The sequence below is a fragment of the Stenotrophomonas sp. 96582_Sma genome (assembly GCF_056480905.1).
Genome location: NZ_CM151122.1, coordinates 4,796,215 through 4,816,154 on the forward strand (window position 1 = coordinate 4,796,215; position 19,940 = coordinate 4,816,154).

The window sequence follows — 19,940 nt, forward strand, 5'->3', positions numbered from 1 at the left end:
GTTCCGCATACAGCATCGGCTACAGCTACGAACCGTAGCGGGTAGTGCCGGCCGCTGGCCGGCAACCGCAGAACTCCAGACATGACCTTGAGGTTGCCGGCCAGCGGCCGGCACTACCCTGCGGTGCGCGCGCGGCGTGCAGACCACGCAGGTATCATCGTCGTGAACGCCCTGATTTCCGGAGACTTCGATGAACCCGCTGCGCCCCTTCCGCGACAAGATGCCCGTCCTCGGCGAACGCGTGTACATCGATCCGGCCTGCACCATCATCGGCGACGTGGAGCTGGCCGATGACGTGTCGGTGTGGCCGGGCACGGTCATCCGCGGCGACGTCAACCATGTGCGTATCGGTGCACGCACCAACGTGCAGGACGGCACCATCATCCACGTCAGCCACCACAGCCCGTACAACAAGGCCGGCTACCCGACCCTGATCGGCGAAGGCGTGACCGTCGGCCACGGCTGCATCATCCATGCCTGCACGATCGGCGATTACAGCCTGATCGGCATGGGCGCCTGCATCCTCGATGGCGCCCGCGTGGAGCGCCATGGCTTCGTCGGCGCCGGTGCGGTGATCGGCCCCGGCAAGGTGGTGGGCGAAGGCGAGCTGTGGGTCGGCAACCCTGCACGACCGGCACGCACGCTCAGTGACAAGGAGATCGAGGCGCTGCATTACTCGGCCGACCACTACGTGCGGCTGAAGGACGAATACCGGGGCTGAGCCCCCGACGCTGCCATGCGGCTCTGCTAAAGTCTTGGCCCGACCAGGACCTGTCGAGCCCCCCATGCCTGTGGCTGCCCGCCGGAGAGGACTCCGGCGCCCACAACGAAGGCCATCGCGCTGATGGCCGCACCGATGCTCGATACCTACCGCGAGGTGGTGACGCCGGAGGGTGTGCCGCTGCAGTTGCCTGCCGCCGGCCCGGTACCGCGGGCGATGGCCTGGCTGGTCGATCTTGGCGTGCGCATCGCGGCACTGGTGCTGGTGTCCATTCCGCTGGCGCTGCTGGACAAGTTCGGCTCCGGCCTCTACCTGGTGCTGATGTTCCTGGTCTACTGGGCCTACCCGATCGTCTGCGAAGCGTTGTGGGGGCGCACGCTGGGCAAGCGTGCGCTGGGGCTGCGCGTGCTGTCCCGCGATGGCGCGCCGGTAGGCTGGATGGCGGCGATCACCCGCAACCTGCTGCGCACGGTGGACATGCTGCCGTTCGGCTATGCGCTGGGCCTGATCAGCAGCCTGTTCGATCCGCATGGCCGCCGCCTTGGCGACCTGGTGGCGGGCACCGTGGTGGTGCACGCACCCGCGCTGTACCTGCCACCGCCGCCGACCATCGACAGCGTGCTGGCCCCGCCGCAGCCGCTGCGACCAGAGGAACAGGCTGCGTTGATGGCCTTCGCCGAGCGCGCGCCACGGTTGTCGGCGGCGCGCCAGCAGGAGCTGGCCGGTATTGCCGAGCCACTGACCGGCACCCATGGCCAGGTCGGCGTGCTGCGCCTGTATGCGATGGCCAACTGGCTGCTGGGGCGGCGATGAAGCAGGAACAGTTCGTCGCCCGCTACCAGCAGGAATGGCAGGACCTGGAGCAGTGGCTGCTGCTGCGTGCTGGTGCCTCACGCCGCACGCGCCGCAAGGCCAGCGGCCTGGCACTGGACGACACCACCTTCCCGCAGCGCTACCGGCGGCTGTGCCAGCAACTGGCGCTGGCCCGCGAACGCGGCTACAGCCCGCAGCTGGTGCAGCGCCTGCAGCAGCTCATGCAGCAGGGCCACAGCGTGCTGTACCGCACGCCGCCGACGCGCTGGCGGGGTGCCCTGGAGTTCCTGGTGGCCGATTTCCCGCTGCTGGTGCGCAGCCAGGCGCGCAGCATGTGGGTGGCGCTGGCGATGTTCGCGCTGCCGGCGGTGGCCTGCTTCGTGCTGGTGCAGGTCTATCCGGACCTGATCCACATGCTGATGGACAACCGCCAGATCGCCGAGATGGAGCGCATGTACGATCCCGCCGCCGAGCGCCTGGGGCGTGACAGCGGCACCGACTGGATGATGTTCGGCCACTACATCATGAACAACATCAGCATCGCCCTGCGCACCTTCGCCAGCGGGCTGCTGGCTGGGCTGGGCACGCTGCTGGTGCTGTTGTTCAACGGCGTGATCATCGGTTCGGTGGCCGGTCACCTGCAGCACATCGGCCATGGCGACCCGTTCTGGCGCTTCGTGGTCGGCCACGGTGCCTTCGAGTTGACCGCGATCGTGATCGCCGGCGGTGCCGGTCTGCAGCTGGGCATGAAGCTGCTGGCACCGGGTCGGCGCAGCCGCCTGGATGCACTGGTCGAAGGCGGCCGCATCGGCGCACGGCTGTGCCTCGGCGTCGCCTTCATGCTGCTGGTGGCCGCCTTCATCGAAGCCTTCTGGTCCTCGCTTGCCGAAGTACCGGCGTGGGGCAAGTTCAGCGTGGCCGGTGTGTTGTGGGCCGGCGTGCTGCTGTGGCTGTGGCGCGGCGGACGTGGGGGCGGCCATGCGCATTGACCGCCTGGATGTGGCGCTGCGCGCCCGCAGTGGCTGGGAAGCGATGGAGCTGGGCACCGCCCTGTCCCGCCGTCACGCGCGTGCGCTGTGGGGCAGCTGGCTGCTGGCCAGTGCACCGCTGTTCGTGATCTTCAACGCGCTCGGCTGGTGGCTGGATGCCTTCGGCTGGGCCTGGCTGGCGATGTGGTGGTGCAAGCCGCTGTTCGAACGCGCGCCGCTGTACGTGCTGTCGCGCGGCATTTTCGGTGAGCCGGTCGGCACGCTGGCCGCCCTGCGCGCGCAGCGAAGCTGGGGCAACAGCGGCTTCTGGCGCTACCTGGGCTGGCGTCGCTTCAGCGTGCTGCGCAGCCTGTGCCTGCCGGTGAACCTGCTGGAAGGCAACACACCGGGCCAGCGCGGCCCACGCCGTCGTGCGGTGGCAGCCGGCGCGGTGGGCGCGGCACTGGTACTGACGGTGACCTGCCTGGCGTTCGAAGCCGTGTTGGTATCCGGCGCGATCGGTGCGGTGTTCATGTTCATGCCACTGGAGCTGATGTCCGAATCGTGGCGTGCGGCGTGGGACATGATTGGCAAGGACACGCCGGCATGGGCACGGCTGGGCTTCAACCTGGCGTGCTGGCTGGCCTCGGTGCTGATCGGCCCGTTCTTCGTCGGTGCGGGCTTTGGCCTGTACCTGAACCGTCGAACGCAGATGGAAGCCTGGGACGTCGAAATCGCCCTGCGCCGCCTGCGCGAGCGGCTGCTGCCGGCAGCATCGACGCTGGCGCTGCTGCTGTGGCTGGCACTGCCGCTGGTGTCCGCACCGGTGCATGCGCAGGACGCGCAGACGGTCGCGGAGCAGGCAGGCGATGCCGAAGAGGACGAAGACAGTGCGGAAGAACCGGCCACCGCGGCCAACGACCCCGCCAATACGCCGGCAATGATCTTCGGTACAGCGCCGGTGGACACCGCCGGTTTCCGTCAGGCAGTGAACCGCGCCTATGAAGACCCGCTGCAGCGCCCGACCCGCCAGGTCACCCGCTGGAAGCCGATCGAGCAGGCCGAGGAAAAAAAGAAGGAAGACAAGCAGCTGCAGCGTGACACCAACAGCAAAGGTGAACGCAAGGCGCGCAAGGACGGCATCGCCTGGCTGGCACGGCTGGCCGAATGGGGCCTGTGGGGCCTGCTCGGCATCCTGCTGCTGGTGCTGCTGCTGACCGCGCGGCTGTGGCTGCCGTGGCTGCGTGGCAGTGGCCGGCGCAAGGCCGACGCTGCACCGAAGGTGCTGGAGGAGCAGGTGGAGTTGCCGGTGGTGCTGCCGCCGGACGTGGCCACCCAGGCCGGCCTGCTCTGGGACCAGGGCCGGCCGCGGCAGGCGCTGGCCCTGCTGTACCGCGCCAGCGTGCGCACGGTGGGCGAGCGCAGCGGTATCGCGCTTCCACCCGGTGCCACCGAAGCGCAATGCCTGCGCGCATCGCGACGCATGCCCCAGGCCGGCGACCGTGACCTGTTCGCGCGCATCGTGCGCATGTGGCAGTACGCCGCCTACGGTGGCCGCCTGCCCAGCCGCGCCGATTTCGATGCGTTGGCCGATACCCTGCGCCAGCAGTACGGGTGGCAGGCATGAGTCCGCGCCTGTTCTGGTCGCTGCTGCTCGGTGCATTGGTGCTGTTCGGCGTACCGCTGACCATCCTCTACCTGCGCACGCACGAACGGGTGACCGAGACGATCCGGCTGCCGCCACAGGGCGAGGCCGCCTACAACCCGCTGTACGTGCTCGGCCAGGCCCTGCGCGCCGATGGCATCGACGTGCATTCGCGACCGCGGCTGGAGTTGCAGCAGATGACGCTGGGGCGCCACGACACGGTAGTGCTGCTGCAGGACAGCAGCGAACTGCCGCCGCCCGTCGCCAGCGCACTGCTGGACTGGGTCGACGGTGGTGGTCACCTGCTGGTACGTACGCCGCCGCCGGCCGAGGACGATGCCGGCAGCACACAGGGCCCCCTGCTGGACCGGCTGGGCGTAGACAGCCTGTTCCAGCGCAGCGACTGCCAGGCCTTCCATGTCGACGACGATCCGGGCCACGTCGAATTCTGTGGTGGCCGCCGCTTCACCCTGGGGTTTGCGGCCAGTGCGCAGGCCGAACGCCGCTGGGGCACTGATCGCGACCTGGTGTTCGCGCGCCTGCGCCACGGCCAGGGCAGAGTGAGCGTGCTGGCCGACATGGAGTTCATGCGCAGCGAAGTGGACTCACCGGCAGCGCGCCTGGCGTCGGCAGGTGGCGGGGCCAGCGACGGCCTGCACGACGCGTCGCATCGCGACCTGACCCGCTACCTGCTCGATCCGAACTATGGCAAGGGTGCGGTCTGGCTGGTCTATGCCAGCCGCCCGCCGTCGCTGTGGTCGCGCATGTTCTATCAGGGCTGGCCGTTGTGGGTGCCGTTGCTGCTGGCCCTGCTGGGCTGGCTGTGGGGCCGTTCACAGCGCTTCGGCAGCCTGCTGCCGTCGCCGGTGCTGGAACGTCGTTCACTGCTGGAGCACGTGCGTGCCAGTGGCGAACTGCTGCTGCGCTTCGGTCACGGCATACGCCTGTACGAGGCCGTGCTCGCCCTGTTCCTGCACCGCCTGCGCCTGCGCGCACCGATTGCCGCCGCATTGGATGGTGCGCCGCGCGATCAGGCCATCGCCGAGCTGCTGAAGTGGCCGCAGGGCCGCGTCGCCAGCGCGCTCACGCCCCCACCGCCGCACGATTCCTCCGCCCTGCGCGAGCGCATCCGCTTGCTGCTCCAGATGAGATCCCTGCTATGACTGAAGTCCCCGAGCTGCCGGCGGCTGCCAACGCCCGCCTGATCGAACGCGTCGATGCCATCCGCGATGCCGTCGGCCACGCCTTCATCGGCCAGGCCGATTTGCTGGACCAGATCCTGGTGGCGCTGCTTGCCGGTGGTCACGTGCTGATCGAGGGCGTGCCCGGGCTGGGCAAGACCCTGCTGGTGCGCGCACTGGCACAGGCCCTGGAGCTGGATTACGGGCGTGTACAGTTCACCCCCGACCTGATGCCCAGCGACGTCAGTGGCCACGCGGTGTACGACCCGAAGAGCGAGAGCTTCAAGATCCGTCGCGGCCCGGTGTTCACCAACCTGCTGCTGGCCGACGAGATCAACCGCGCACCGGCCAAGACCCAGTCGGCGCTGCTGGAAGTGATGCAGGAAGGCCAGGTGACCATCGAAGGCAAGGCCTTCACCCTGGCGCCGCCGTTCATGGCGCTGGCCACGCAGAACCCGCTGGAGCAGGAAGGCACCTACCCGCTGCCGGAAGCACAGCTGGACCGCTTCCTGTTGAAGGTGCTGATCGACTACCCGCAGCTGGAGGACGAGAAGCGCATGGTGACCGCGATCACCAGTGGTCGTGCCGCCAGCGATTTCGACCTGAGCCAGGTGCCACGCGTGCTCGGTGCCGGCGAACTGCTGGAGTTGCAGCGTGCCACCGCGGCGATCACCGTCGATGACGAAGTGATCGACTACGCGGTGCGGATTGTGGCGGCCACGAGGCAGTGGCCGGGTATCGCGGTCGGCGCTGGCCCGCGTGGCAGCATCGCGCTGGTACGTGCCTCGCGCGCGCAGGCGGTGTTGGCCGGCCGTGACTTCGTCACCCCCGACGACGTGCGCGACATCGCGCGCCCCGCGCTGCGCCATCGCATCGCGCTGGCACCGGAACTGCAGATCGAAGGCCAGGACGCCGACGACGTGCTGGGTGCACTGCTGGCCAAGGTGGAAGCACCGCGCCGATGAGGCCGGCCCCGCTGCTGCTGGCGCTGCTGCTGGCCTGGGCCGCCCTGGGTGGCCTGGTGCTGGGCGGCCTGCTGCCGCGCTGGAGCTGGGCGCTGGCGGCGGTGGCGATTGCCGTGCCAGCGTTGATGGATCTGTGGCGGCAGACGCGGCGTCCATCGCCGCAGATCCAGCGTGAGCTGCCCGAAGCGCTGGCACTGGGCGTGCGCCGCGAGGCCGCGCTGCGGCTGCAGGCGGACGCATCGATGACGGTGCAGGTGTTCGACCTGGTCCCCGGCGGCTGGCCGCTGGAATCACTGCCGCAGCGCGTGCGCCTGCAGGCGGGCAGTGCTTCCACCCTCCACTACCACCTGCAGCCGCTGCAGCGTGGGCATTTCCGCTTCGAAGGCGTGCATCTGCGCATGCGTTCACCGTGGTGGCTGTGGTGGCAGCAACGCACGCTGCCGCCCGCACTGGACGTGCGGGTCTATCCGAACTTCGTGCCGCTCACCCGCTTTGCCCTGTTCAGTGCCGACCAGGCCTCGCGGCTGGTCGGTGCACACGTGAAGCGCCGCCGCGGTGAAGGCACCGACTTCCACCAGATGCGCGAGTACCGCATCGGCGACAGCCTGCGCCAGCTCGACTGGAAGGCCACCGCGCGTGCGCGCAAGCTGATCTCGCGCGAATACCAGGACGAGAAGAACCAGCAGCTGCTGCTGATGCTCGACAGCGGTCGGCGCATGCTGGCCAGCGAAGGCGGGCTCTCGCACTTCGACCATGCCTTGAACGCCTCGCTGGTGGTGGCCTACCTGGCGTTGCGCCAGGGCGACGCCGCCGGCCTGTTCGCCACCGGTGGCGAGCGCCGTTGGGTGGCGCCGCAGCGCGGCATGGGCACCGTCGAGCACCTGCTGCGCGCCAGCTACGACCTGCAGCCGCGCGCGGTGGCCACCGACTATCTGGCGGCCGCCACCGAAGTATCACTGCGCCAGCGTCGGCGGGCGCTGGTGATGCTGGTCAGCAACGTGCGTGACGAGGATATCGAGGACCTGCTGGCAGCGGTGCGCCTGCTGCAGCGCCGCCACCTGGTGTGCGTGGCCAGCCTGCGCGAACGCGAACTGGACGCTGCGCTGGAGGGTGACGTGCAGACCCTGGAAGACGCCACCCAGGCCGGTGCCGCTGCGCTGTACCTGCAGCAGCGCGCGAAGGCGCATGAAGCGCTGCGCAGCGAGAAGGTGATGGTGCTGGACGTGACCGCCGATGCCCTGCCTGGTGCGCTGGTGGAACGCTATCTGGCGGTGAAGCGCGAAGGGCTGCTCTAATCGATGGCGCCGGGCCATGCCCGGCGGCTCTGTCGGGACCGCTGCGCTCGCCGGGCATGGCCCGGCGCTACCGGCACATTGCTCTGGTTCGCAGCCGCTCTGGTAGGTGCCAACCTTGGTTGGCACAAAACCCAACCGCCGACCAAGGTCGGCCACTACCAATTGCGGTTGCCGGCCAGCGGCCGGCACTACCCATGTCGCCCTGCCACCGGCGTCGGTCGCCCGCGCCGGCCCTGGGGACGCTACACCGTCATCAGACGTAGATCCGCGTCGGCGCCTCATCAACGATCGCGTGCGGCACGAAGCGCGCGCTGTCGCGGGTGATCGCGCTGTCGTCCTCGCGGATACCGATGCCGCAGGCGTGGTCGCCCACCACCCAGCTTCCGATCAGCGGATAGCCGCCCTCGAAGCGGGTAAGCGGGTGCGCACGCTGGATGATCGCCGGGCCGTCGTAGGGACCGTCGCTGCGCTGGGTGCTGCCATCGGCCAGGTGCATCTCGATGTTCGCGCCTTCGCGCGAGAACAGCGGCTTGCGCACCCAGCCCGAGGCCAGCGTGCTGCCGTCATCGAAATGCGCTTCCAGCAGGTTCGGATGGCCCACGTTGCGCTGCCACAGCAGCGGCAGGATGCCCTTGTTGCTCAGCACCGCCTTCCACGCCGGCTCCAGCAGCTGCACGCCCGAACCGGGCAGCGCGCGGCCGAACTCTTCCGCCATCAGGTCTTCCAGCGGGTACAGCTTGAACAGCGTGCCGATCACCGAATCGTCCAGCGCGGTGAAGCGGCCGTCCTCGGACAGGCCAATATCCTCGATGGCGATGGCCTGGCCATGCAGGCCGGCCTGCGACGCACAGTCGCGCAGGTAGTCGACGGTGCCGCGGTCTTCTTCCGAACTGCCCACGGCGCTGAAATACAGCGGTGGCGGCAACTGCGTGGCCAGTTCGCCGAAACGTTCGACCAGCGCTTCGTGGATCGCGTTGAACTGGTCGGCATGCTGCGGCAGGCGACCGGCGTTGCGCTGGTCTTCCAGCCACTGCCACTGGAAGAAGCTGGCCTCGAACAGCGAGGTCGGCGTGTCGTAGTTCAGTTCGTACAGCTTGGCCGGGCCGGTACCGTCGTAGGCCAGGTCCAGGCGACCGTACAGATGCGGCTGGCGCTGGCGCCAGCTGTTGGCGATCCAGTCGCGGTAATGCGACGGAATCGCCAGCTGGTCCATCAATCGTTCGCTGCCGATGACATCACCGACCAGGTCCAGCGCCATCTGGTGCAGCTCGGCGCTGGGGTCTTCGATGTCCTGTTCGATCTGGCGCAGGGTGAAGGCGTAGTACGCGCTTTCATCCCAATACGGCTGGCCGTCGATGGTGTGGAAGCGGAAACCCGCTTCATCCGCACGTGCCCGCCACTGGGCACGCTCGGCAATCCGGATGCGCTGCATGGGTCGATCAGCCGCCGTAGCTGCCGCTGGTGCTGCGGCGTGCGCTGGTGTTGCCGAAGCCACCACGGCTGGCGGTGACCGCACGGTTCGGCTCGCTGGTGACCGGGGCCAGGCCGGCCTTGCCCGCGCCGATGCCGCTGGCGGTGTTCAGGCCACCGGTACCGCCCGGTGCCGGACGCGCCCATCCAGCGCTCTTGTCCTGGTAGGCCGGCGCCGCCGCCGGCGCCTGCGGCGCGAGGCCGCCGCGGTTGCTCAGCATCTGCGACATGAAGAAGCCCATCATCATCGGGCCGATGAACGAGGTACCCGCCGAGGTGTGCTGCTGCACGCACTGTTCCGGCTTGTAGTCCTTCTCGCAGGCTTCCTTGCTGGCGTACTTCGGCGCCGCATCGGCGGCCTGCTTCTGCGCTTCGGCGAAGGCATTGCGGCACGACGAGGGATCGCCGGTGGCCTCGGTGCAGGCCTCCACCGAGGTGTACAGGCCTTCCTGCACCTTCACCTCCGGCTCCTTCTGGCAGGCGGTGAACAGCAGCGGCGCAGCGCTCATCAGCAGCAGCGCGGTGGTGCGGGAACGTTTCATGGCCTCATGCCCTGTCGACGGATCAATGCCCCAATGATGCCAAATCCGGACCAGCAACCGGAATCGGCAAAGTCCGAAAGATGAACGGACTTTCATTTTCGTCGGGCATTGGGGTCAGAGCCCATCGCGCCGCGATGGGATCCGACCCCGGGCGGCGCACCGCTCTGGCAGGTGCCAATCTTGGTTGGCACACACGGCACGGCGCCGACCAAGGTCGGCATCTACCGAAAACGGGTGGTTGCAGCAGCAACCGAAAAAATTGGCCATGATCGGGCGACCCCCACGTTGTACGGCCCGCCCGTTCCGCCAGCCATGCCTGAATACCGCTCCCGCACCTCCACCGCCGGCCGCAACATGGCCGGCGCCCGCGCCCTGTGGCGTGCCACCGGCATGAAGGACGGCGACTTCCACAAGCCGATCATCGCCATCGCCAACTCCTTCACCCAGTTCGTGCCCGGCCACGTGCACCTGAAGGACCTCGGCCAGCTGGTCGCGCGCGAGATCGAACAGGTCGGCGGCGTCGCCAAGGAATTCAACACCATCGCCGTGGACGACGGCATCGCGATGGGCCACGACGGCATGCTGTATTCGCTGCCCAGCCGCGAGATCATCGCCGATGCCGTGGAGTACATGGTCAACGCGCACTGCGCCGACGCGCTGGTGTGCATCAGCAACTGCGACAAGATCACCCCCGGCATGCTGATGGCCGCGCTGCGCCTCAACATCCCGGTGGTGTTCGTCTCCGGCGGGCCGATGGAAGCGGGCAAGACCAAGCTGTCCGAGCACAAGCTGGACCTGGTCGATGCGATGGTGGTGGCCGCCGATGACAGCGCCTCCGACGAGAAGGTCGCCGCGTTCGAGCGCAGCGCCTGCCCCACCTGCGGCTCCTGCTCGGGCATGTTCACCGCCAACTCGATGAACTGCCTGACCGAAGCGCTGGGCCTGTCGCTGCCGGGCAATGGCACCACGCTGGCCACCCATGCCGACCGCGAGGCGCTGTTCCGCCGCGCCGGCCGCCTGATCGTCGAACTCTGCCACCGCTGGTATGGCGGCGAAGACCCGAGCGCGCTGCCGCGCGGCATCGCCACCCAGGCCGCGTTCGCCAACGCGATGACCCTGGACATCGCCATGGGCGGTTCCACCAACACCATCCTGCATCTGCTGGCTGCCGCGCAGGAAGCGGAGGTCGACTTCGACCTGACCCACATCGACGCGCTGTCGCGGCGCGTACCGCAGCTGTGCAAGGTGGCGCCGAACACGCCGAAGTACCACATCGAGGACGTGCACCGCGCCGGCGGCGTGTTCGGCATCCTCGGTGAACTGGACCGCGCCGGCCTGCTCGAAACCACGGTGCCGACCGTGCACAGCGCCAGCCTGGCCGAAGCACTGGAACGCTGGGACGTGGTGCGCAGTGACAACGACACCCTGCATACCTTCTTCAAGGCTGGCCCGGCCGGCATCCCCACCCAGGAAGCCTTCAGCCAGGCCACGCGCTGGCCGACGCTGGATGTGGACCGCGCCGAGGGCTGCATCCGTTCGCTGCAGCACGCGTATTCGCTGGAAGGCGGGCTGGCCGTGCTGCGCGGCAACCTGGCCATCGATGGCTGCGTGGTGAAGACCGCCGGCGTGGACGAGTCGATCCATGTGTTCGAAGGCCCCGCGCGCGTCTACGAAAGCCAGGACGCCGCCGTCGCCGGCATCCTCGCTGACGAGGTGCAGCCGGGCGAGGTGGTGGTCATCCGCTACGAAGGCCCGAAGGGCGGCCCCGGCATGCAGGAGATGCTGTACCCGACCAGCTATCTGAAATCGAAGGGGCTGGGCAAGCAATGTGCGCTGCTCACCGATGGCCGCTTTTCCGGCGGAACCTCGGGCCTGTCGATCGGCCATGTCTCGCCGGAAGCCGCCAGTGGCGGTGTCATCGGCCTGGTGGAAAACGGCGACCGCATCCGCATCGACATCCCGGCGCGCCGCATCGATCTGCTGCTGGATGAGGCCACGCTGGCCCAGCGCCGCGCCGACGCCGATGCCCGCGGCTGGAAGCCGCGCGCACCGCGCCCGCGCAAGGTCACCAGCGCGCTGAAGGCTTACGCGCTGCTGGCCACCAGTGCCGACAAGGGCGCCGTACGCAACACCGCGCTGCTCGGCGATTGATCCCCGTGCGGTAGTGCCGGCCGCTGGCCGGCATCTGCACAATGCGTCTGCAAATCAATGAGGTTGCCGGCCAGCGGCCGGCGCTACCCCTCCTGATCCGTTATGGTGGTCCAGGAAGTCACCAACACGGAGGTTGAGATGATGTTGCTTTCCTTTGCGCTGGCCACTGCCATGGGCACGTCAGCCGAACCGCCCAAAGCCCCGGACTGCAGCTACGACCGTGCCGCGATGCTGGCGATGGAACCTGGCCGATTCGATCAGGACCTGGCAGGTGGCTGGCGCCCGCTGGCCGACCGTGGCTGTACCCGCGAAGCGGCCGACCTGCTGTCCGCCTACGGCGCTCTGCCCAAGGCAGAAGGCAACGTCATCATCACCTGGCACGAGGGCCAGCTGCGCGCGGAGCTGGGGCAGACCGCGCAGGCGATCACGCTGATGGAACGCAGCCACAAACCCGTGAACGCGGGCGACCCGGGTTACTGGAATGCCTACGTGGACGGCATGGTCGCGTTCCTGCGCCAGGACCGCAGCGCCCTGGAGAAGGCTCGTGCGAGGCTGGTCGCGATACCGACGCCCACCGCGATGGCGGAGAACATCAAGGACGGTCGCTACCAGTTCACCACCGAAGGCGGGCAGCAGGTGCAGATGCCGTGGCCGCCCAACCTGGATGTGCTTGATGGGCTACTGCGCTGCTTCGGCAAACCCTACATGGAGGCCTATGGGCCAGGCTGCCGGACGCCTGAAACAGGCACCCGGTAACCACCAAGCGCCGCTGTCCGATCGTCAGCCCGTGCGGTAGTGCCGGCCCCTGGCCGGCATCTGTACAGTGCTCGCAAAAATGGGGACGGAGGGAATTAAGTCGTTTTTGCCATAAACGACTTAATTCCCTCCGTCCCCTTTTTGCTACCGGTCAGCCGATCACGCGCTTGAACGGTGGCAGCGCGTCGATGATGCGCTTGCCGTAGCGGCGGGTCAGCAGTCGCGAATCAAGAATGACCACGCGGCCGGTGTCGGTGGAGGTGCGGATCAGGCGGCCGGCGAACTGGGTCAGCGTGCGCAGCGCGTGCGGAATGGCGATCAGGTTGAAGGCATTGAGGCCACGCCCCTCGAACCACTCACTGAGCGTGGCGGTCTGCGGATCGGTCGGCACCGCGAACGGCACCTGGGTGATCACCACCGTGGTGCAGGCCTCACCGGGCAGGTCGAGGCCTTCGCCGAACGAATTCAGCCCGAACAGCACCGAGCCTTCGCCTGCCGCCACGCGCCGCAGATGCTCGTCGATCAGCCGGGTCTTGGACATCTCGCCCTGCACCAGCACCTGCTTTCGGCGCGCGGCCGACATCAGCCCGGCTACCTTCTCCATCTTCCAGCGCGAGGTGAACAGCACCATCGAGCCCTTGGCCCAGTCCAGTTCGGTGTCCAGGTAGCGCGCCACTTCGCGCGGGTGCCCTTCGCGGTCGTCCGGGGTGACCGGGAACTTCGGCACGATCAGCTCGGCCTGGTTGGGCAGGTCGAACGGCGACGATAGCGAGACCATCTCGGCCTCTTCCGGAATGCCGTTGTCGATCGCCAGCGACTGGAAGTCGCCACCGCCGGTCAGCGTCGCCGAGGTCATCACCACCGAGTCCACTTCATCCCACAGCAGCTTGCGCAGCACGTGCGCGGCCGACACCGGCGAGCCATGCAGCACCAGGTCGCCGTCGCGGGTGGCGGTGACCCAGCGCGCCATCGGCGGCGCGCCGTCCTTGTCCTCGCGGCGCCAGGCCTGCCACAGGTTGTACTGCTGCTCGATCATTTCCAGCGCCATGCCCAGGTTGCGCTGCAGGCGCTCGCGCGCGGCATCGTCCGGCTTGCCCTTGGCCACCTGCGCGGTGGCGGCATGCGCCCAGTTGTAGAGGCTGCGGGTGTCGTCGGCCAGCGCTTCGATCGGCTCGCGCCAGGCCTCGGGCAGACGACCATTGGCGGCGCGCCACATCGGTTCCTCGTCGGCCGGTGCCGGCATCCACACCCGCTCGACGTGGTCGCGGAACGCGCGCAGCTGCTTGGCCACGTTGCTGGCCACCTCGATCGCCTCGTTCGGCAACAGGTTGCCCAACCGATCCTTGTCGACCGCGCGGTAGGCGCCGGCGATCAGGATCTGCAGGCGGCCGGTGCGCTTGGCCATCTCGTCCAGCGCCAGGCTGGCCGCGCCCTGGTCGATCGCCACGTTGCCGATGTGATGGCCTTCGTCCAACACCAGCAGCATGTCCGACGGCGGGGCGATCAACGGCTGGCCGTTGTCGCTGTCACCGATCGACAGCGCCGACAGCAGCAGCGCGTGGTTGGTGACCACGATCTGTGCGTCGCGCACCGTATTGCGCGAACGCAGCACCGCGCACTGCGCCGAATAGGCACAGCGGCGCCCGGCACAGCCCGAAGCCGGCGTGGTGATGCGGCTGCGCAGGCCGGGGCTGATGGTCTCCGGCGCGTTGTCGATGTCGCCATCCCAGCTGCCGCCGGTGAAGGCATCGGTCAGGCGCTTGGCGATGTCCATCTCGATCGGCGCCAGCGGCCGGTCGAACAGCGGCGCGTCATCCTCGAACATGCCGCCCTGCGAGCCCTCGCCCTGCGCCTCGGCGGCGTTGCGCGTGCACAGGTAGCGGGTACGGCCCTTGGCCAGCGCCACGGTCGCTTCCAGGCCGGTGGCCTTGAGGAAATTCGGGATATCGCGCTCGACCAGCTGCGACTGCAGCGCCACGGTGCCGGTGCTGATCACCAGCTTCTTCTTGCTGGCCAGCGCGATCGGCACGCCTGCGGTGAGGTAGCCCAGGCTCTTGCCGACGCCGGTGGGCGCTTCGACCACGCCGACGCCACCGCTTTTCGACAGCGCACGCGACACCACGCCGATCATCTGGCTCTGCGAGCGACGGGTGGAGAAGCCGGGGGTATTGGCCTGCAGCGTCGTGTACGCCTTGCGGATCGCGTCCTTCAAGGTGTCATCGAGCGTGCGCGGAGCGGCGACGGTTTCGGTCACGCCGGGAAGTACCGTGGCTGGATCAGGCCGGTCATTGTCGCATGGCCGGCCGCGTTCACCGTCGCTGGCACCCTGAACGGGCCAGCGACGACGCCAGGCGGCGGTCACGGTCCGATGGGCGGACCGCCCAAGGGCCAGATACGCCGGGCATGGCCCGGCGCTACCGGTCAGGATGCCGGGATCGTGCGGGTACGCAGCAGGCGCACCAGCGCCCACACCAGCAGCACCACGCCGATGGCCTCGACCATCGCCAGCGCGAAGTGCAGCACGCCAAGGATGGCACTCATGCCCGAGATGGCGTCGAAGTTGCCGCTGTTGATCAACCACATCGGCAGGATGCCGGCGGCCATGCCGCCGAGGCTGGACAGCAGCAACAGCACCAGGCCGACCAGGGCGCCGGTGCGGGTGGCATCGCGCGGTGCGCCGACCACCCAGACCAGGCCCACGCACAGTGCGATCAGCACCGGCAGGCGCACGCCCACGATGCTCAGCACCGTCACCATCAGGGTCGTGTTGTCCATCGATCAGTCCTCGCCGGCCAGCACGGCCGAGCCCTGCCGCAGCGTCTGGTAGACCTCGTCGGTCTGCGGACGCACACCGTGCCACTGCAGGAAGCTCTCGGCGGCCTGCTCGACCAGCATGCCCAGGCCATCCACGGTATTGCGGCAGTTCGCTGCGCGCGCCCAGGCCAGGAAGGCGATGGCGGCCTCGCCGTAGTTCAGGTCGACGGCGGTGGTCATCGAGTTGACCAGCGACAGCGGCAGCTTGAACTCGACGTCACGGTCGCGGCCGGCCGAGGTGGCATTGACGATCAGCTCGAAGTCGCCCAGCTCGCGCAGGTCTTCCCAGTAGCGGCTGATCGCGCGGCCCGGCTCGCCCATGGCGTCGATCAGTTCATCGGCACGTTCCGGCGTGCGGTTGACCACCACCAGTTCGGTGATTCCAGCATCGAGGAAGGCCGGGGCGACGCTGCGCGCGGAGCCACCGGCACCGATCAGCAGCATGCGGCGGCCGCGCAGGTCCAGGCCGTGGCGGTCGGTCAGGTCGCGCACCAGGCCGATGCCGTCGGTGGTGTCACCGTGCCAGCGGTCGCCCTTGCGCAGCAGCGTGTTGACCGAACCGGCGCGGCGCGCACGTGCAGTCAGCGTGGTGCACACCGAGAACGCGGCTTCCTTGTGCGGCGAGGTGACGTTGGCGCCGACGCCGCCCTCTGAGGCGAACGCCTCCAGGCCGGCCAGGAACGCATCCGGGGCCAGGTCGATCGCGCGGTAATCCACCGCGATGCCTTCCTGGCGACCGAACGTCGCGTGGATCTGCGGCGACTTCGAGTGGGCAACGGGGTGTCCGAAGACGGCGTAACGGTCGGTCATGGAATCCTCAAGCTGGCTAGACTGATGCTCTTTCGTGCACGGACCCGGATGATGCGCATCACCCCGCCCCTGCTGGTGCTTGCCGCCAGTCTACTCTCTGCCCCCGTGGCGATGGCGTTGAACGAGTACGGCATCGAAGGCATGGGCGTGGTCTCGACCCGTGCCGACGAGGGCCGCGCCACGATCAGCGCCGATGGCCAGCGCATCGTTTTCGCCCGCCGTGGCGAGGCCGGTTGGGGCCTGTGGGAGGCGCGCGTGGTGGACGGCCGCTGGCAGCAGGCGCAGGCCTTGCCGGTAGGCGTGGCCGGTGAAGCCCATGATCCCTACTTCAGCCGCGACGGCCGCTGGCTGCTGTTCGCGGCCGGCCGCGAGGGCAAGCTGGCGCTGTATCGGGCCGCTCTCGCCACCGATGGCCAACTGGGTACCGCGCAGCTGCTGGCGGGCGACGCGGGCCGCCGGGAAGAGCGCGGGCCGGCCCTGAGCGCGGATGGCAGGCAGCTGTTGTTTGCCCGCCAGCAGGGCCGTGGTGCCGGCTGGGACCTGTTCGTGGCGACGCTGGATGCGCAGGGACTGCGTGGCCCGGCCAGCGCACTGAGCGCGTTGAACAGTGCCGACGACGAGACCGACGGCGACTGGCTGGGGCATGACGGCGCCGTGGTGTTCAGCCGCGGCAACGGCACGACCACGCAGGTGTGGAGCAGCGGCTGTGCGTGGACCGGTGCGGCGCTGCAGCCATTGGGGCTGTCGTTCAACCAGGCCAGCGGCTGGACCGGCGCGCCGGTGATCGACAACGCCAAGCCGGGCGAGATGATGGTCGCCAGCAGTGCGGCGAAGGCACCGCGTGCCGGTGGCGTGGATGTGTACCGGTTGGCGGTGCCGAAGGTGGTGGCGGTTGCGGGGTGCGTGCCGGGCGCACGGTGACGGCAAACGCCAACCAAGGTTGGCGGCTACCAGGGCGATGGAGGCGCCAGGTGCGTGCGGTAGATCCACGCCGTGCGTGGATGGCCGTTTGGTAGATGCCAACCTTGGTTGGCATGCGGGAAAGTGCCAACCAAGGTTGGCACCCACCCGTCAGCGCGACAACACCTTGGCGCGCTGCTGCTCGTACTCGATCTCGCTCAGCTGGCCATTGTCCTTGCGCTGGTTCAGCGCGGCCAGTTCGGCCTGCACGCTGTCCGGCAGGGCCTGCTCACGGGCCACGTGGCGCGCGGCGGAGAGCTGCTCCGGCGGGCGCTTGCCGGCCCGCCAGGCGGCGATGAAGACACCGACGATGATGGCGCCGAACACCAGCGTACCGGTGCCCCAGATCAGCCATTGCATCCACCCCAGTTCGGGTCCCATCGCGCAGTCCTCCGTCTATCGTGGCGCTATTGTCAGCGCTCGCGCAGCCATCGCGCCACCTGCGGCGCGAAATAGGTCAGCACGCCATCGGCACCGGCCCTCTTGAAGCCCAGCAGCGACTCCAGCACGCAGGCGCGCTCGTCCAGCCAGCCGTTGGCGAAGGCGGCCTTCATCATCGCGTACTCGCCACTCACCTGGTAGGCGAAGGTTGGCACGCCGAATTTCTCCTTCACCCGGCGCACCAGGTCCAGGTACGGCATGCCCGGCTTGACCATCACCATGTCGGCGCCCTCTTCCAGGTCCAGCGCGATCTCGCGCAGGGCCTCGTCGCCGTTGGCAGGGTCCATCTGGTAGGTCTTCTTGTCGGCCTTGCCGAGGCTGGCGGCGCTGCCCACCGCATCACGGAACGGACCGTAGAACGCCGAGGCGTACTTGGCCGAGTAGGCCATGATGCGCACGTTGATGTGGTTGTCGGCATCCAGCGCACGACGGATCGCGCCGATGCGGCCGTCCATCATGTCCGACGGCGAGACGATGTCCACACCGGCCTCGGCGTGCGATACCGACTGCTTGACCAGCGCCTCGACGGTGATGTCGTTCAGCACATAGCCCTTGTCGTCGATGATGCCGTCCTGGCCGTGGGTGGTGTACGGGTCCAGCGCCACGTCGGTCATCACCCCCAGTTCCGGGAAGCGCGACTTCAGCGCGCGGATCGCACGCTGCGCCAGGCCGTCCTCGGCCCACGCCGCCGATGCATCCAGCGACTTCAGCGACGGGTCGATCACCGGGAACAGGTCGATCACCGGAATGCCCAGCTCCAGCGCCTCTTCGGCCACCTTCAGCAGTTCTTCGATCGACAGCCGCTCCACGCCCGGCATCGACGGCACCGCGGTGCGGCCAGCCAGTTCGTGCACGAACACCGGGTAGATCAGGTCGTCGGTGGTCAGCGTGTTCTCGCGCATCAGGCGGCGCGAGAACTCGTCATGGCGCATGCGGCGCGGGCGGTAAAGCGGGTGGGACATGGCAGGCTCCGAGGAGTGGCTATTGCAACAGGTAGCCCTGCGGCAGCAGGGGTTCGGGCAATGGGCGTTCGCCGAGCGCGTCGAGCTGGTCGATCTCGATCGTGCGCACCAGCGCGTCCAGCGGCAGGTCATTCGGCTCCAGGCCGAACGGGTCTTCCATTTCTTCGCCCAGCTGGTCCAGGCCGAAGAAGGCATAGGCCAGCACCGCCGACAGCACCGGCGTGCCCCAGCCCAGCGAACTGGCCAGGCCGAACGGCAGCAGCACGCAGAACATCCACGCGCAGCGGTGCAGCAGCAGGGTGTAGGCGAACGGCAGCGGTGTGGTGAGAATGCGCTCGCAGCCGGCCTGGATCGACGACATCGCGTGCAGGCGTTCTTCCAGCTGGGTGTAGAGGATCGGGTCGAGGTCACCGGCACGCAGGGCCTGCGCCAGTTCCGCAGCGATCATCGAGAGCAGCGCGTCGGGCACGTTCTCGCGCTGCCCGAGTTGTTCGCGCTGGCGCTTGTCCAGCCACGGCAGGGCCATCAGCGCCACGATGCGCCCGCGCAGGCGACCGGCCAGTGCATGGGCGAAGGCGGTGGTGAGGTAGGCGATGCGGCGGCGGCGGCCGGTGTCATCGGCCAGCAGCAGGTTCACCTGGCGGGCCAGCGAGCGCGATTCGTAGACCAGCTGGCCCCACAGCTTGCGGCCTTCCCACCAGCGCTCGTAGCAGGCGCTGTTGCGGAAGCTGAGGAAGATCGACAGGACCAGGCCGAGCAGGGTGAACGGCGTGACGGAAACGCGTTCGATGCCGGTGGGCGGCGCCAGTTCCACCACCGCAGCCACGGCAATGGACAGGATCAGGATGGCCAGCACCTTGGGCGCGATCGCTTTGACGATCGAACCGCGCAGGATGTAAAGCAGTTGCCAGCCGTGGGGACGGGGTCGGATGATCATGGGGCAGCCGCGCCGGGCGCGGATTCACAGGCACGCGGGGGGCTCGCGCAGCCATTCATTGTACGCCCCTGCCCGGCCATGGGCCGTGCGCCTGCGACGCCCTGTCGCACCCGGGTGCGGGCTCAGATCACGCCGCCACCCAGGCCGAGGCGGAGGATGCCCACCACCACCACGATGCCGTTCAGCACCAGCCCGGCCCAGGCCCGGCCACGCTTGCTCGGGTGGGTGAACAGGATGCCGAGCGCGGCGATGACCGCGCCCACCGCAGCGAACGGGATCAGGAACCAGTTGCCCCAGCCCAGCAGTGGAATCAGCGCCAGGATCATCCACAACAGCGCCAGTACGCCCCACAACAGACTGATCACACCCATGCCGCTCTCCCGCAGTTGGTTCCTGCCCCAACCATAGACGTTCCCGCTGCCGCCGCCTACTGCCATTGGCGGGGCTGTCACCCCCGCCGTGCTAGCGTGCTGCCGTGCGTGCCCTGGCCCGGGTGTTGGCGCCGATTC

The 19,940-nt window shown here is 68.6% G+C and carries 19 protein-coding genes; 10 read left to right on the top strand and 9 right to left on the bottom strand.

The genetic code is table 11. The features are described from left to right. Window positions 1–190 precede the first annotated feature (190 nt). The 7 genes from ACZK2R_RS22485 to ACZK2R_RS22515 all read left to right on the top strand — a co-directional run bounded on the left by ACZK2R_RS22485 (window position 191) and on the right by ACZK2R_RS22515 (window position 7,588). A complete protein-coding gene (locus ACZK2R_RS22485) occupies window positions 191–721 on the top strand; it encodes a gamma carbonic anhydrase family protein (RefSeq protein ID WP_032129113.1) in 531 nt (176 codons plus the stop codon). A gap of 123 nt (window positions 722–844) precedes the next feature. Next, window positions 845–1,534 (top strand): RDD family protein, encoded by a 690-nt coding sequence (locus tag ACZK2R_RS22490; protein WP_049400866.1) that lies wholly within the window; start codon window positions 845–847, stop codon window positions 1,532–1,534. Further along, the gene (locus tag ACZK2R_RS22495; RefSeq protein WP_032129115.1) at window positions 1,531–2,523 is read left to right on the top strand and encodes a stage II sporulation protein M; all 993 of its coding nucleotides are present in this window, start codon (window positions 1,531–1,533) and stop codon (window positions 2,521–2,523) included. Before ACZK2R_RS22490 ends, ACZK2R_RS22495 begins: the two co-directional genes overlap by 4 nt. Next, window positions 2,513–4,129: a DUF4129 domain-containing protein gene (locus ACZK2R_RS22500; protein ID WP_180838708.1), complete on the top strand. Its 1,617-nt coding sequence runs from the start codon at window positions 2,513–2,515 to the stop codon at window positions 4,127–4,129. The genes ACZK2R_RS22495 and ACZK2R_RS22500 overlap by 11 nt, the downstream gene beginning before the upstream one ends. Continuing rightward, on the top strand, window positions 4,126–5,310 hold the full coding sequence (locus ACZK2R_RS22505) for a DUF4350 domain-containing protein (protein ID WP_049461684.1): 1,185 nt from the start codon (window positions 4,126–4,128) through the stop codon (window positions 5,308–5,310). Before ACZK2R_RS22500 ends, ACZK2R_RS22505 begins: the two co-directional genes overlap by 4 nt. Further along, entirely contained in the window at window positions 5,307–6,293 is a 987-nt protein-coding gene (locus ACZK2R_RS22510) for an AAA family ATPase (protein WP_180838707.1), read from the top strand. The genes ACZK2R_RS22505 and ACZK2R_RS22510 overlap by 4 nt, the downstream gene beginning before the upstream one ends. Next, a complete protein-coding gene (locus ACZK2R_RS22515; protein ID WP_125895414.1) occupies window positions 6,290–7,588 on the top strand; it encodes a DUF58 domain-containing protein in 1,299 nt (432 codons plus the stop codon). The genes ACZK2R_RS22510 and ACZK2R_RS22515 overlap by 4 nt, the downstream gene beginning before the upstream one ends. Before the next feature lie 253 nt (window positions 7,589–7,841). Here the strand turns inward: ACZK2R_RS22515 and ACZK2R_RS22520 are convergent, their stop codons facing one another. Further along, complete coding sequence (locus tag ACZK2R_RS22520) at window positions 7,842–9,020, bottom strand: glutathionylspermidine synthase family protein (protein ID WP_125895413.1); 1,179 nt, start codon at window positions 9,018–9,020, stop codon at window positions 7,842–7,844. A 7-nt stretch (window positions 9,021–9,027) separates the two neighbouring features. Continuing rightward, complete coding sequence (locus tag ACZK2R_RS22525) at window positions 9,028–9,600, bottom strand: DUF1190 domain-containing protein (RefSeq protein WP_125895412.1); 573 nt, start codon at window positions 9,598–9,600, stop codon at window positions 9,028–9,030. A gap of 312 nt (window positions 9,601–9,912) precedes the next feature. Between ACZK2R_RS22525 and ilvD the strand changes: the two genes are divergently transcribed. Beyond that, window positions 9,913–11,751 carry a dihydroxy-acid dehydratase gene (ilvD, locus tag ACZK2R_RS22530; protein ID WP_049424111.1) on the top strand — a complete coding sequence of 613 codons (1,839 nt, stop codon included), beginning with the start codon at window positions 9,913–9,915 and terminating at the stop codon, window positions 11,749–11,751. Between the two features lie 138 nt (window positions 11,752–11,889). Next, window positions 11,890–12,507, top strand: a complete 618-nt coding sequence (locus ACZK2R_RS22535) for a hypothetical protein (RefSeq protein ID WP_125895411.1) — start codon at window positions 11,890–11,892, stop codon at window positions 12,505–12,507. A gap of 151 nt (window positions 12,508–12,658) precedes the next feature. Here ACZK2R_RS22535 and dinG read toward each other — a convergent pair whose 3' ends face one another. The 3 genes from dinG to aroE all read right to left on the bottom strand — a co-directional run bounded on the left by dinG (window position 12,659) and on the right by aroE (window position 16,131). Continuing rightward, a complete protein-coding gene (gene dinG / locus ACZK2R_RS22540) occupies window positions 12,659–14,761 on the bottom strand; it encodes an ATP-dependent DNA helicase DinG (RefSeq protein ID WP_071228543.1) in 2,103 nt (700 codons plus the stop codon). Between the two features lie 167 nt (window positions 14,762–14,928). Beyond that, window positions 14,929–15,282, bottom strand: a complete 354-nt coding sequence (locus tag ACZK2R_RS22545; protein WP_006400655.1) for a hypothetical protein — start codon at window positions 15,280–15,282, stop codon at window positions 14,929–14,931. Between the two features lie 3 nt (window positions 15,283–15,285). After that, a complete protein-coding gene (aroE, locus tag ACZK2R_RS22550) occupies window positions 15,286–16,131 on the bottom strand; it encodes a shikimate dehydrogenase (RefSeq protein ID WP_180838706.1) in 846 nt (281 codons plus the stop codon). A gap of 48 nt (window positions 16,132–16,179) precedes the next feature. Here aroE and ACZK2R_RS22555 point away from each other — a divergent pair, with 48 nt between their 5' ends. Beyond that, complete coding sequence (locus ACZK2R_RS22555; RefSeq protein ID WP_180838705.1) at window positions 16,180–17,052, top strand: TolB family protein; 873 nt, start codon at window positions 16,180–16,182, stop codon at window positions 17,050–17,052. 150 nt (window positions 17,053–17,202) lie between these two features. Here the strand turns inward: ACZK2R_RS22555 and ACZK2R_RS22560 are convergent, their stop codons facing one another. The 4 genes from ACZK2R_RS22560 to ACZK2R_RS22575 form a co-directional block, all read right to left on the bottom strand. Then, window positions 17,203–17,472, bottom strand: a complete 270-nt coding sequence (locus tag ACZK2R_RS22560) for an SHOCT domain-containing protein (protein ID WP_180838704.1) — start codon at window positions 17,470–17,472, stop codon at window positions 17,203–17,205. Window positions 17,473–17,504: 32 nt separating this feature from the next. After that, window positions 17,505–18,494, bottom strand: a complete 990-nt coding sequence (hemB, locus tag ACZK2R_RS22565; RefSeq protein WP_032129123.1) for a porphobilinogen synthase — start codon at window positions 18,492–18,494, stop codon at window positions 17,505–17,507. A gap of 19 nt (window positions 18,495–18,513) precedes the next feature. Beyond that, a complete protein-coding gene (locus tag ACZK2R_RS22570) occupies window positions 18,514–19,431 on the bottom strand; it encodes a bestrophin family protein (RefSeq protein WP_010482217.1) in 918 nt (305 codons plus the stop codon). Window positions 19,432–19,553: 122 nt separating this feature from the next. Continuing rightward, entirely contained in the window at window positions 19,554–19,802 is a 249-nt protein-coding gene (locus ACZK2R_RS22575; protein ID WP_006475755.1) for a hypothetical protein, read from the bottom strand. Window positions 19,803–19,940 lie beyond the last annotated feature (138 nt).